General features: G+C 63.5%; 12 protein-coding genes. 1 reads left to right on the plus strand and 11 read right to left on the minus strand.

Annotation, left to right across the window (positions count from 1 at the left end; all coding sequences use genetic code 11):
* Window positions 1-30 precede the first annotated feature (30 nt).
* The 11 genes from P9250_RS07135 to P9250_RS07185 form a co-directional block, all read right to left on the minus strand.
* Window positions 31-756, minus strand: a complete 726-nt coding sequence (locus tag P9250_RS07135; RefSeq protein WP_250469406.1) for a class II aldolase and adducin N-terminal domain-containing protein — start codon at window positions 754-756, stop codon at window positions 31-33.
* Window positions 757-939: 183 nt separating this feature from the next.
* Window positions 940-1758: an SHOCT domain-containing protein gene (locus P9250_RS07140; protein ID WP_250527691.1), complete on the minus strand. Its 819-nt coding sequence runs from the start codon at window positions 1756-1758 to the stop codon at window positions 940-942.
* A gap of 185 nt (window positions 1759-1943) precedes the next feature.
* The gene (locus tag P9250_RS07145; RefSeq protein ID WP_310392011.1) at window positions 1944-3143 is read right to left on the minus strand and encodes an acyl-CoA dehydrogenase family protein; all 1200 of its coding nucleotides are present in this window, start codon (window positions 3141-3143) and stop codon (window positions 1944-1946) included.
* 19 nt (window positions 3144-3162) lie between these two features.
* On the minus strand, window positions 3163-4527 hold the full coding sequence (locus tag P9250_RS07150; RefSeq protein WP_409014864.1) for an LLM class flavin-dependent oxidoreductase: 1365 nt from the start codon (window positions 4525-4527) through the stop codon (window positions 3163-3165).
* 17 nt (window positions 4528-4544) lie between these two features.
* Window positions 4545-5384 (minus strand): TauD/TfdA family dioxygenase, encoded by an 840-nt coding sequence (locus tag P9250_RS07155; RefSeq protein WP_244830696.1) that lies wholly within the window; start codon window positions 5382-5384, stop codon window positions 4545-4547.
* Window positions 5377-6780 carry an LLM class flavin-dependent oxidoreductase gene (locus P9250_RS07160; RefSeq protein WP_310392014.1) on the minus strand — a complete coding sequence of 468 codons (1404 nt, stop codon included), beginning with the start codon at window positions 6778-6780 and terminating at the stop codon, window positions 5377-5379. Before P9250_RS07160 ends, P9250_RS07155 begins: the two co-directional genes overlap by 8 nt.
* A gap of 10 nt (window positions 6781-6790) precedes the next feature.
* Window positions 6791-7780: an ABC transporter ATP-binding protein gene (locus P9250_RS07165; RefSeq protein WP_310392015.1), complete on the minus strand. Its 990-nt coding sequence runs from the start codon at window positions 7778-7780 to the stop codon at window positions 6791-6793.
* The gene (locus P9250_RS07170; RefSeq protein WP_310392017.1) at window positions 7777-8793 is read right to left on the minus strand and encodes an ABC transporter ATP-binding protein; all 1017 of its coding nucleotides are present in this window, start codon (window positions 8791-8793) and stop codon (window positions 7777-7779) included. The genes P9250_RS07165 and P9250_RS07170 overlap by 4 nt, the downstream gene beginning before the upstream one ends.
* Entirely contained in the window at window positions 8790-9653 is an 864-nt protein-coding gene (locus P9250_RS07175) for an ABC transporter permease (RefSeq protein WP_250494602.1), read from the minus strand. The genes P9250_RS07170 and P9250_RS07175 overlap by 4 nt, the downstream gene beginning before the upstream one ends.
* Window positions 9650-10570 carry an ABC transporter permease gene (locus P9250_RS07180; RefSeq protein ID WP_244830690.1) on the minus strand — a complete coding sequence of 307 codons (921 nt, stop codon included), beginning with the start codon at window positions 10568-10570 and terminating at the stop codon, window positions 9650-9652. Before P9250_RS07180 ends, P9250_RS07175 begins: the two co-directional genes overlap by 4 nt.
* 1 nt (window position 10571) lies before the next feature.
* The gene (locus P9250_RS07185; protein ID WP_309958635.1) at window positions 10572-12140 is read right to left on the minus strand and encodes an ABC transporter substrate-binding protein; all 1569 of its coding nucleotides are present in this window, start codon (window positions 12138-12140) and stop codon (window positions 10572-10574) included.
* A gap of 251 nt (window positions 12141-12391) precedes the next feature.
* Between P9250_RS07185 and P9250_RS07190 the strand changes: the two genes are divergently transcribed.
* A complete protein-coding gene (locus P9250_RS07190; protein ID WP_310392022.1) occupies window positions 12392-13453 on the plus strand; it encodes an LLM class flavin-dependent oxidoreductase in 1062 nt (353 codons plus the stop codon).
* Window positions 13454-13515: the final 62 nt, after the last annotated feature.

Genomic DNA, 13515 nt, shown 5'->3' on the forward strand with positions numbered 1-13515 from the left:
GCTGCCGCGGTGTCGCGAAACGGCTTCATCTCAGTCGGCGTAGGACGGGTCTTCCTTGTCCAGAATGCGCTTCATCTCTTCGAAGTGCGCGAGGGAGAAATCCGCGATGCCTTCCCAGTCGCGCGCCGTCTTCTCGGCGACTTCTGGCGACAGCAGTTTCAGCGGTTGTCCCGTTGCATACGCCATGCACAGAATCTGGCAGGCGCGTTCGAGCGTGTACATGTCGTCATACGCTTCACCAACGGTCGAAGATGTCACCATGACGCCGTGATTTCCCATCATCAAGCGCGACTTGTCACCGAGTAGGCCGGCCAGACGCGCGCCTTCTGCCGCGGTATCGGCCATGCCACCGAAGGACGTATCGAGCGCAACGCGATTGAAGTAACGCGCCGTGTTTTGTTCGACCGGCTTGATCTCCGGGTCGGCGAGACATGCGAGCGCGGTAGCGTGAATCGGATGCAGATGCATCGCCACGCGGATATGCGGAGCGAGCTTGTGAAGCTGTCCGTGGATGGCCCACGCGGTGGGATCGATATCGTTGCGGCCGGCCAGGTCGTCGGCGTCGTCGGCATCGAGCAACAGCAGGTCGCTTGCGCGGATGCGCGAGAAATGCACCCACTTCGGGTTCATCAGAAACTTGCGTCCATCTGGCGATACGGCCGCGCTGAAGTGATTCGCGACGGCCTCGTGCATGCCCAGCCGGGCGAAGCATCGGAATGCGGCAGCTAGATCGATACGAAGCTGGCGTTCGTTCATGAGTCGGGTATCCGGTGTCGAGGTGAGGGGTTCGAAGTCATGCGTATGAAGGCAAGTGGTCGTGCATGTCTGTCGAGCTCGGCGCCCGATCGACGATTAAGCACCTCCAACTACGCATCGCGCGCCCATCGAATGCGTCAAGGCGGGAAGCGTACTCTCCAATCAACGAACACCGCCCGACGCTCACAACCGTCCCAACAACTCCGCCTTCTTCGAAGCGTACTCTTCATCGCTAAGAATTCCTTTAGCGTGCAATTGAGCGAGCTTCTCGATGGTGGCAAACACATCCGACTCTGCCGCCGATGACCGAGCACTCACCGGCGCCTCCTGCACAGGCAATCCCCCGCTTGAGGAGACAACAGGAAGGCTCCCGACATCGACCAAACCGTGCTGGCTTCCAAACGTAAGAGACGCACCGTGCGACTGCTGCTGCGAGAAGCCGCCGATCTCGTGATCGAGCGTGTCGTAAAGCGTCGTCTTTCCGTTCACTTCTATCGCCAGGCGTTTGGCTTGAGAGAAGAACGCGTAGCGCATGCCGTTCTGTGCGCCGGTGCTATTCGGCCAGCCTAGATCGGCGGGCCACCAGTTGCCGGAGTTGCTCGTATCGGCGGGAACGAAGAGACTCACCGAGCCGACGGGGCCGCCTGCAGTCTGCTGTCGATGACCATCACCATCGCGATGCTGATACTGAGCACCCTGGCTCTGCGACTGAAAACTGCCGCTGCGAATCAGGTCGGGCTGACTGGCGATCAGGCCAGAAAGCTCGGAGCACAAGCCGTTCACCTGACCCTTCAGGTGGTTGTTGAACAGGTCCGAGACCATGGTCATGCCACCCAGCATCCACTGGCCGGAACCTCCGAACTCAGGGTGGCTGAATTGCGCCATGCCGCCGTTTCCCCGAATCACGGATTCGAGCATGCTCATCACGGCATCGGTGCTAAAGCCGTGTCGCCGGGCAATTTCTCCGATGATTTGCTCGCCAGCCGGAGTCAATTTTTGCATGATGTTCGCTCCCAAGGTTTCCTGTGACCTTATCACGCGGGAGAGTCGGGCGTGGTTTGCGCTGGCTTCAACCTCTTGCGACCAAAGCGGCGTCGCGCATGACTAAAAGTGCCGCTACTTCCGGTGGCATCGCGGCGAAATGCAACTACCGGTCGACCCGTTTCCTTGCAACAAACGACGCGCGCCTAAAACGTCCGGCCCTCCACCAAATGCGTCTTCACGCCATTGAGCACGTAGTCGCCCACGACCTTCGCCTTATGATGCAGGGGGTTATGGCTGAAGATCGTGCGCAGATTGCGCCAGTGCCGATCGAAGTTATGTTTGCGCGAAGTCGCGGACGCGCCGCCCGCATCGAAGAGACGCTCGCCCGCCTGCAAGGCCAGCTTGCCGACGACGATCTGCGTGCGCGCCGTGGCGAGCGCGCTTTGCAGCACGAGTTCATCCGCGGCCGGATCGGCATTGCGGATGGCGTTCGACGACACATCGAGCGTGCGCGCGTTGTCCCGCACCAGCACATCGATCGTGTGACTCAACGCCGAAAGTTCGCCCACCACCTGCTGAATGAACACGTCCTCGCGGGCCGTGGCCGCGGTGGAGTGCATGACCGGCCGCCCATGTCCCGTGACATAGCCGCGCGCATCGGACACGACATTGCGCACGATCCCCGCCGCCACCGCGACGAGGTGCAGCTGCCGATACGCGCCGCCGTGCCGGCCGACGAGCAACGGATAGCCTTTTTCGATCACTTCGCTTGCGTCCACCTTCACGTTGTCGAACACCACGCTGCCGCTTGCCGTCATGCGCTGACCCATGCCGTCCCAGTCGTCGAGCACTTCGAGTCCTTCCGTGCGTACCGGAATGATGGCCGTCACGCCCTTGCCGTTTTCATCGACCAGATTGGTGCGCACGAAGTCGGCGTACGCCGTGCCGGTCGTGTAGTACTTCTTGCCCGTGACGCGGAAGTGGTCGCCCTCGCGCCGCAATGCCGTTTCGATTTCGCCCGCGCGCGCCGTGCCCTGTTCGCCCGATGCGCCGCCGAACAACCCGCCTTCGACGATACGGCGCACCTGCCGGTCGTGAAACGGCGTGTCCGGTGCAAGACGCATGGATTCGGCGACATCGAAATGCACGCGCAACGCATGCGCGACGTTCGACTCGGCCGCCGCGAGCGTCGTGACGACGTGAATAGCGTCTTCGAGCGAGCCGCCCAGTCCGCCGCGTTCGGCGGGTATGCGCAACGCGCCGAGGCCCGAACGGCGGAACGCGTCGAAGGCCGCGAACGGCAGTTCCCGGCGCAGCTCGCGCTGGGCGGCATCGGCGCCGATTTCGTCGGCGAGTGCGGGAAGGGCGGCGAGTGCGTCGGAGAGTCGTCTGGAAGTGCTCATGGTGGAGTCGTGTAAGGTGTTAGCGGCGAAACGCGGCGCCGGGATGACGCGCGTTCAGGAAGCTGCTTTGCCCGCCGAGCTTCTCGCGCAGGCTGCCCGGCGCATAGCGCGTCTTGTAGCGGCCGCGTGCCTGCAACTCGGGGACGATCAATTCCGCGAAGTCCTCGTAGGCTTCCGGCGTCACGGCATAGCTCAGATTGAAGCCGTCGATATCGGTTTCATCGACCCAGTCTTCGAGTGCATCCGCCACTTCGTCCGGTGCGCCGATGAACACTGGACCGCGTCCGCCGATGGCGTTATGCAACGCCAGTTCGCGCACGGTCCACACACGTTCCGGATCGAGCCGTGTGAAGCCTTCAAGCGCCGAGGACGTGCCCGCGTCGAGCTGCATGTAGCGGATCGGCTCGTCGGGGTCGTAAGTCGAGAAGTCGATGCCCGTCCAGCCGGAAAACATCGCCAGCGCGGCTTCGGGCGTCACGTAGCGGCGATAGTCCTCGTATTTGTCGCGCGCCTCGCGCGAGGTGCGGCCGGTGACGATGGTCGCCATCGTGAAGAACTGAATGTCGTGGCCGTCGCGTCCCGCCTTGACCGCTTCCGCGCGCGTGCCCGACACCACGGGCGTCAGCACCTTCTTGCTCGGCCCGCTCAGATAGATGCCTTCGGCGTGACGTCCCGCGAAGCGCTGCCCGCGCGCCGACGACCCCGCCTGGAACAGCACCGGCGTGCGCTGCGGCGAAGGCTCGGTCATGTGGATGCCCTGCACCTTGAAGTACTTGCCGTGATGATCGACGCGATGCACCTTCGACGGATCGGCGAAGATGCCGGTGTCGCGGTCGCGCACGCTCGCGCCGTCTTCCCAGCTGCTTTCCCATAGCTTGTAGACGACATCCATATACTCGTCGGCGATATCGTAGCGCTCGTCGCGCGAGGCGACGCCGTCCTTGCCGAGCACTCTCACGCTACTCTGTGCGAAGCCCGTGACGATGTTCCAGCCGATGCGTCCGCGCGTCAGGTGATCGAGCGTGGACATGCGGCGCGCGAACACATACGGCGGCTCGTGATTGGCGTTGCTCGTGACGCACAGGCCGAGATCGCGCGTGGCGTAGGCCATCGCGGAGAGCGACATGATCGGGTCCTGCTTCGGCACCTGCGCTCCGTGACGCAAGGCCGTATCGATATTGCCGCCGTGCACGTCGTTCACGCCGATGCTGTCGGCCATGAAGAGCGAATCGATCAGCCCGCGCTCCAGCGTCTTCGCCAGATCGACCCAGTAATCGAGCGTGTTGTATTCGAGCGAGCGGTCGCGCGGATGCCGCCACATGCCTGGCGAATGATGCACGGGGCTGTGCAAGGCGAATGCATTGACGCGGATTTCCTTCTTGATGCGCTGTGCGTCGTGGCTCATAGGAAAGGCTTGTCACCGTTGATCGTTACGCGAAAACCCGAGCGCACTTCCGGGTAGTAATCCCACACGGCGAGATGCTGAACCGCGCGGTTGTCCCAGAAGGCGATGGAATGCGGCTGCCAGCGAAAGCGCACCTGGAACTCGGGTGCGGCGAAGCGTGCATAAAGCAGGCGCAGAATGCCTTCGCTCTCCGCCTCGGACACGCCATCGATGTGCGTCGTGAAGTTCGAATTGACGAATACGCCACGACGTCCCGTTTCCGGATGCGTGCGCACCACCGGATGCGATGCCTTCGGAAAGCGCTTGCCCGTATCGTCGATACCGCGCAGGCGATTGCGCTGCCGATAAGTCGGCTCGCCATCGTGCGTGGCGGTCAGTCCTTCGAGATAGGATCGAAAGCCGGGCGACAGCGATTCATACACCGCGTAGGAACTGGAAAAGAGCGTGTCGCCGCCATGCGATGGCAGCGTATGCAGATGCAGGATGCTGCCCATCGGCGGCGCTTCGTCGCAAGACACGTCCGAGTGCCAGTGGTCACCCGCGACGCGTTTGCTACCGGCATCTGCGTGGATCGTCAGGATCTCCGGGTAGCCTTCGGGACCGGGACTATTCGGATGCACGTGCAACGTGCCGAAATGCCGGCCGAGCGCGAGATGCTGGTCCAGAGTGATCGGCTGATCGCGAAAGAAGATCACCTGATGCGCGAGCAGCGCGCGGCGCACGTCGGCCACCTGCTGCGTGGAAAGCGGCTGCGTCAGGTCGATGCCGCCAATCTGCGCGCCAATATGACGCGTGAGCGGCTCGACGGTGATGGTCTCGTATGCGGTATCAAGCATGGCTTTCGTCCTCGATGGGCGAAACGCTGTGAGCGCTTCGGAAAGATGCGGCGGGATGCGGCGCGGCAAGGTGCGCCGCGCCCTCGCCATAGAGTTTTTCGCGCAAGGTGCCTGCGCGATAGGCCGGTTTATAGACGCCGCGACGTCGCAGTTCGGGCACGACGAGATCGACGAAATCTTCGTGTGTGCCGGGCAACAGCGCGTGACTGAGATTGAAGCCGTCGATGCCGGTTTGCGCCATCCAGCTTTCGAGTGCATCGGCGACTTCGGTGGGCGAACCGATGAACACCGGTCCCTTGCCGCCAATGGCATTGAAGATCGCGAGTTCGCCTATGGTCCACACGCGCCCGGGATCGGCCACGGTGAATGCTTCTATCGCCGACTGCATGCCCTCGCTCTTCACGTAGCGCAACGGATCGTCGGGGCTGTACTTCGACAGGTCGATACCGCTCCAGCGCGAGAACAATGCAAGCGCGCCTTCCAGACTCACGTGGCGCTGAATGTCCTGCCACTTCGCCTGCGCCTCTTCGGCGGTCGGCGCGACGATCACGGTGGCGAGCGCGAAGAACAACACCGAAGCGGGATCGCGGCCGAGCGCGGCGGCCCGTGCGCGCACATCGGCGACATCGCGCGCGACCAGATGCGCGGTCGGCGAGCTCAGGAACACGCATTCGGCATGACGCGCGGCGAAGTCCTTGCCGCGACCGGACGTGCCTGCCTGATACAAAAGCGGTGTGCGTTGCGGGGAAGGCTCCGAGTAATGCGTGCCCTGCATCGAGAAGAATCTTCCTTCATGGCGAATCTCGTGAACGCGCGCCGGATCGGCGAAAACGCGGGTCTCGGTATCGCGTACCGCCGCGCCGTCTTCCCAGCTTTCTTCCCACAGGCGGTACACGATCTCCATGTATTCGTCGGCGAGATCGTAACGCTCGTCGTGCGGCCGCGCGCCGTCCTGTCCTATCGCCCGCGCGCCGCTCTGCCCGAAACTCGTCACGATGTTCCAGCCAATGCGCCCGCGCGTCAGATGATCGAGCGTGGACATGCGCCGCGCGAAGAGGAACGGGGCTTCGTAGCTCACGCTGCTCGTCACCGCGAAGCCGAGATGCTCGGTGACCTGCGCCATCGCGGAAACCAGCAAGAGCGGATCGAGGCGCGGGAACTGCAGGCCCCAGCGCACGCCCGCGGCGTTCGAGCCGCCATAGACGTCGTACTGGCTGATGCCATCGGCGAAGAAAAGCGCGTCGTAGCCGCCGCGTTCCGCCGTCTTCGCGAGATCGGTCCAGAGCGAGAGCGAGTTGTAGTCGAGCGCGCGGTCACGCGGATGCGCCCATAGCCCCGGCGAAAGGTGCGTCGGCGCGAAGGCCAGAAACGCGTTGATGCGGATTTCCTTCGACATGGCGTGCGTCCTATGTCTGCTTCGATGCGATGGGAAAATGACACATCACGCGATGCGTCGCGGACCACTGATAATCGGGCGGCGCTTCCGTGCGGCAGACGTCGCGCACAGCGGGGCAGCGCGTATGAAAGACACAGCCGGAAGGCGGCGCTAACGGCGATGGAATCTCGCCACCAATAGGCTCGACAGCGAACGAATCCGGCGCGGACGCGGCGATCAGCGCATGCGTGTACGGATGCGCCGCGCGCTCGACGATATCCTCGCGCGTGCCTCGTTCCATGAAGCGTCCGAGATAGAGCACGCCGATATGGCTGCTCATGAACGCGACCACGGCGAGGTCGTGCGAAATCAGCAGATAGGACAGGCCGAGCGCATCCTGCAGGTCTTTCAGCAGGTTGAGCACTTGCGCCTGAATGGACACATCGAGCGCGGAAACCGGCTCGTCCAGCACGAGAATCTCCGGTTCCAGAACGAGCGCGCGCGCAATGGCCACGCGCTGACGCTGGCCGCCGCTCAACTCGCCGGGGCGCCGCCGCTTGAATTCCGCAGGCAGGCCGACTTGCGCGAGGAGTTCGTCGAGACGCTTGTCGAGTTCCGCGCGAGCAAGCCCGCTGCGCTGAATACGCAGCGGTTCCAGCACGATGTCGCTGATCGTCATGTGCGGATCGAGCGAGCCGAACGGGTCTTGCAAGACGGCTTGCACGGCGCGTTGCCGCCAGCGGACGTCCTTCGCCTGCGTGTGCTTGCCGAAGACGCGTTCGCCGAAGAAGACGTTGCCCTGGCTTGCATCGTCCGCGCCGAGGATGATCTTCGCCAGCGTGGACTTGCCCGATCCCGATTCGCCGACGAGTCCGAAAGTGCCGCCAAGCGGCAGCACGAACGATGCGTCTTCCACGGCGCGCAGCATCTTCGGACGCGCGAAAAGTCCGCCGCGCACCGGGAACGTTTTGGTGACGCGCGCCACTTCTATCGCTGAGACTTGCGTGTCGGAAGCGCTCATGTCGTGGCCGTCGCAAGAGGAGGATGCGCGGTGACGTCGTACTCTTGCGGATGCCAGCACGCGACTTCGCGGCCGGCATTGAGCGAGCGCGTCGCGGGATAAGTGCTCAGGCAATCGGCTTGCGCGCGCGGGCAACGCGGCGCGAAGCGGCAACCTTCTGCAATGCTGCCAGGCAAGGGCGGATGTCCGGGAATCACCGTCAGCCGATGCTGCAAGCTGAACAGTCGCGGCACCGCGCCGAGCAGCCCTTTCGTATAAGGATGGCGCGGCCGCGCGAACACTTCTTCCACCGGACCCTGCTCGATGATGCGCCCCGCATACATCACCGCGACGTCGTCGCAGTAGCGGCGCACGAGATGCAGATCGTGTGTGACGAGCACGATCGCCGTCCCGCGTTCGGCTTGCACCTCGCGCAACAGGTCGAGTATCTGCAGACGCACGGTGATGTCGAGCGCGGTGGTCGGTTCATCGGCGATCAAGAGGCGCGGATTACACGCGAGATTCATGGCGATTGCCACGCGCTGGCGCATGCCGCCGCTGAACTGATGCGGATAGCTCTTGAGCCGGCTCTCGGGCGCGGGAATGCGTACGCGCCGCAATAACTCGATGGCGCGCGCCTCGCGTTCGGCGCGGCTCGTCACGCCCTCCCGATAACGAAACATCTCCGTGATCTGCCGGCCGATGGTCAGAAGCGGATTGAGCGAGGTCATCGGGTCTTGCAGAATCATGCCGATATCCCGGCCACGCAGCGCGTTCAGTTCGGCGGGTGTCTTGTCGCGCAAGTCGACGCCATCGAGCAGAATGCGGCCCGACTTCAAGCGCACGCCGCGCGGCGGCAAACCAAGCACGGACAAACACGTCACGCTCTTGCCCGAACCCGATTCGCCGACGAGACCCAGCGTGCTGCCCGCGTGCACGGAAAAGCTCACGCCGTCGACGAGTCGCACGCGTCCGTTCGCGCCGGGCGCTTCGACCACGAGATCGTCGATCGCAAGCACGGGCTCGTTGCTCATCGCCAGTCCTCCCCGGCGCGTTCGCCGCGTTGCAGACTCTCGCCGATGCGGTTGCTGCATAGAACCGTCGCAATCAGCACGAGGCCCGGCAGCGCGGAGAGCCACCACGCCGTATCGAGATAATTGCGGCCCTCGGCGATCATGCCGCCCCACGAAGGATCGGGCGGCTGCACGCCGAGTCCGACGAAGCTCAACGCCGCTTCCATGAAGATGACGAGCCCGATGTCGAGCGTCAGCAAGACGATGAACGTATTACGCACGTTCGGCAGCAAATGACGCAGCACCACATGAAGCGGCGTGGCGCCGGCCAGTTTCGCGATCAGGATGAAATCGCGTTCGCGCAGACTCAATGCCTCGGCGCGGATGATGCGCGCGAAGCGCCCCCAGTTCGCGAGCGTCACCACGATGACGATGTTTGTCATGCTCGGCCCGCATATGCCGACGATCAGCATGGCGAGGAACACGGGTGGCAGCGCGTACTGGGCATCGACGACACGCATGAGCGCGGCATCGAAACGTCCGCCGACATATGCCGACAAGAGCCCCGCCAGCGCGCCGAAAAAGCCCGCCAGCAGCACCGCGCAGAAGGCGATGGAAAGCGAGATGCGTCCGCCATGGAGCGTGCGCGTGAAGACGTCGCGACCCATCTGATCCGTGCCGAACCAGTGATGCATGCCAGGCGCCTGAAGCGTCGCCGCCAGGTCGATGGCATTGGGATCGACGCGCGTGAGCCACGGCGCGAGCACGGAGCCCGCGACGATCAGCACCAGCACGCCGGCGTTGATCGCGACGCCGCTATCCAGCCATGCCAGGCGGCCCCATGCGTGCTCGCCGCTATTGGAGGGAAAACGCGCGCTCATTGTCGATACCGGATGCGTGGGTCGATGAGCGCATAGAGCACATCGACCGCGAGATTGATCGAGACGAACAGCAGCACGGAAACGATCACGGCCGCTTGCACCACCGTGAAATCGAGCGTGCTGATGGCCTCTACCATGAGGCTGCCGAAGCCCGGCCACGAAAACACGGTCTCGATTGCCACTGCGCCGCCTATCAACACGCCGAACTGCGAAGCCGTGAACGCGACAATCGGCAGCGCCGCGTTGCGCAGCGCGTGCGTCACGATCACGACGCGCTCCGGCAAGCCCTTGATGCGTGCCATGCGGATGTAATCGGCTTCGAGCACGCTCAGCATGTTGGCGCGCGTGAGCCGCGCGATGCCCGCCGCCGAATACCACGAGAGCGCGGCGACGGGCAGGATCAGATGACGCCACGAGCCGTGGCCGCCGGTTGGAAGCCAGCCCCATTGCACGGAGAAAAGACGGATGAGCAGCAGCGCGACGAAGAACGGCGGCGCGGCCTGACCGAGTACCGCAAAAAACGACGCCGCCCGATCGAAGAGAGATCCGCGCCGCACCGCCGAGACGACGCCGAGCGTCAACCCGAGCGCGAGCGCCACCGCCAGCGACACACCCACGAGCAGCAGACTGGAGGCAAGCCGGCTGAGCGCCATGGTGAGCGCCGGCGCGCCGAAGTGAAACGAGTTGCCCATGTCGCCGTGGAGGATGCCGCTCAAGAAACGCGCGTACTGCACGGGCACGGGATCGGCAAGACCGAGTTGCTCGCGAAAGAGCTGCCGGTCCGCTTCGGTGGCTTCGGGCGGCATCAGCAAGTAAGCGGGGTCGCCCACCATGCGCACCAGCACGAAGATCAGGACCGACATCAGCCAGACCGTGATCAAGGCCGAGCCCACCCGCCGCAGACCGTAGGCGATCATCTCAGTTCCCCGCCACGGTCGGCGCAGCCCATTGCACCGAGCGGAAGTTCAGGAAGCCGCCGCCTTGCTGCGGTTGCCATTGCAACGTCTTCTTCTTCGCATACACGTAGGTGAATTCGGAGATGAAGAACGCAGCGGCGTCGTCGTGCAGTTCGCGTCCGACCTGCTGGAAGATCTCGCCGCGCTTCTTGGTATCGCTGACGCGTGAGGCATCGGCGAGCAGCGCATCGACCTTCGGGTTCGAATAGTCGGACCAGCTTCCATTCGATGCAAACGCGCCGCCCACCGGATGCACCGGGTCGTACAACGCATTGGTAAACTGACTCAGTGCGAGCGGCCCGGACGTGTGTGTATTGTTCAGGCGCTGGAAGGTGGCATAGGTGAGGCGGTTGAGCTTGACCTTCACGCCCACTTGCCCCCAGTACGCGGCGATCGCTTCGGCCACGCCTTGCGGCATGTCGCCCTGGATGTTGAGCGTGGTCTCGAAGCCCTTAGGATAGCCCGCTTCGGCAAGCAGCGCTTTCGCCTTTGTCGGGTCGTAGGCATACGGCTTGATCGAACGATCCGCGCCGTACGGATAGTAGTTGGAGATCATCGTGCCGAGCGGCTCGCCCACGCCATAGAGCACGCTCTTGATGATGGCTTGCGTATCGAGCGCATAGCTCAGCGCCTGGCGCACCTTGACGTTAGAGAACGGCGAGTTCTTGTCGGTCGTGTAGACGCGCACGTACACCGGCGACGCGACGCGGCTTTCGATCACGTCCAGCCCGCTTTCCTTCTTGAGCCGCGCATAGTCGGAGAAGGGCAGCGCGACGGAGATATCCACTTCACCGCGCAGCACCGCATTGACACGGCTCGCGGGCTCGGTGATCGCGCGAAAGATCAGCGTCTTCACGCGGGGCTTTTCGCCCCAGTAGTCGTCGAAGCGCTCCAAAACGAGTTCGCTGCCGCCGGGCGCGAGCGACTTGAACTTGTACGGCCCGAGCGACACCGGCTTCTGCGCGAAGGCATCCGGATTCGGCAGACTCGCGAGATAGTCGGCGGGCACGATATACAGATACCCCGCGATCTTGTTCGCGAAGGCGCCGTCCGGCGCCTTGAGCTTGAAGACGACGGTGAGGTCATCGGGCGTTTCCACCGAGTCGATCACCGGCGCGAAGAACGGACGGCGCGTGCTCTTGCTGCGTGGATCGAGCACATGTTCCAGCGATGCCTTCACGTCGCGCGACGTGAGCGTTGCGCCGTTGTGGAACTTGACGTTGGGACGCAGCTTGTAGGTGAAGACGCGCGCATCGTCGGATACTTTCACGCTCGTGGCGAGACGCGGCACGAGATCGCCCTTCAGGTCGAAGCCATAGAGCGTGTCGTAAATCTGCCATCCGTAGCGCAGCGAATCGCCGCTGACAGCCACGAGTCCGTCGAGGTTGTAGAACTCCTTCTCGACGCCGATCACGACCGTATCGCGATCGACGGCGGGAGCCGTGCTCGCCGCCAGTGAAGGTTCGATGAACGCGCCGGACAAAGCGGCGGCGAAGACCAGTCCGCGAAGGACCGACGAAAACGTGCGCATGGATGGGAGCTAGGTAGGGAGCGTGCAGGTGAGTAAGCAATGATGACGCGCGCCCGGCCTATTGCGAAGCGAGCAAATCGAATATGCATATGAGCCCTGCGCTCGTGAGGTTTTCTGCGCCGGGCATGAACGAAAGTCATGCTCGCTTAATGCGTTTCGCGCAGTTGCTTATCTTCAGAAATTCGAAAGCGCGCACGCGTGCGGCGTTAGCATGTGATCCCCTTCATTGCGTCTTCTCGCGTATCGAATCGATGTCTTCCAACTTTCCACGCTTCGGCGTCTGGGCGCTCGTGCACGGCAGCCGCGCGGCGCTGCGGGACCCCGCAGAACCTTATGACGCATCATGGGCGCGCAACAAGGCACTCGTGCTCGAAGCCGAGCGTCTCGGATACGACTCGGTGCTCGTCGCCCAGCACACGATCAATCCGCACGATCCCTCGCTCGATCAGCTCGAAGCGTGGACGGCATCGGCTGCGCTCGCGGCGCTGACCTCGCGCATCGAGATCATCACGGCGATCAAGCCTTATCTCTATCATCCGGTGGTGCTCGCGAAGATGGCGCAGCAGATCGAGCACATCAGCGGCGGGCGCTTTGCCATCAATCTGGTGAATGCGTGGAATCGTCCGGAGCTGGAGCGCGCCGGTATCGGTTTTCCGGAGCATGACGAACGCTATGCCTATGGCCGCGAGTGGATAGCCGTGCTCGACAAGCTCTTGCGCGGCGAGGTCGTGAATCATCATGGCGACAACTTTCGTATCGACGAATACCGCTTGCGTCCCGCCGATCCATTTCGCGCGCGGCCGCGCTTCTATGTCGGCGGCGAATCGGAACCGGCGCGCTCGCTCGTGGCCGCGCATGGCGACGTATGGTTCATCAACGGCCAGCCGCCTGAAGATGTTGCACGCCTGATCGCCGATGTCGGTGCGCGCGTGCGTCCCGCTGGCGCCGATGCCTTGCGTTTCGGCTTGTCGGCCTTCGTGATCGCGCGTGAGACGCAGGCGCAGGCCGAGGCGCATCTCGACCATCTCTTTGCGTTGGCGGAACTCGACAAGCCGCTGCGCGAACAGCAGAAGGCCAATACCGATCCGAACACGGTCATGCACAAGACCTTCGCGAAGACGGCGCGCGTGGGTTCGAACGGCGGCACGGCGGCGGGTCTCGTCGGCGATTACGATACGGTCGCGCGGCGCGTGGCGGACTTTCACCGGGCGGGAATCGAACTCTTCATGCTGCAGTTCCAGCCGTTCGAAATCGATATGCGCGGCTTTGCGGAAGAGGTCGTGCCGCGCGTGCGTCGATTGCTTGCTGCGTAAAACGAAGGGGTAGCGCTTCTGTTTATGCGTAAGGAGCGCTGCGGCGCGCTTTCGCGGACGTG

Origin of the sequence: Caballeronia sp. LP006 (assembly GCF_031450995.1) — a bacterium.
Classification (GTDB): Bacteria; Pseudomonadota; Gammaproteobacteria; order Burkholderiales; family Burkholderiaceae; genus Caballeronia.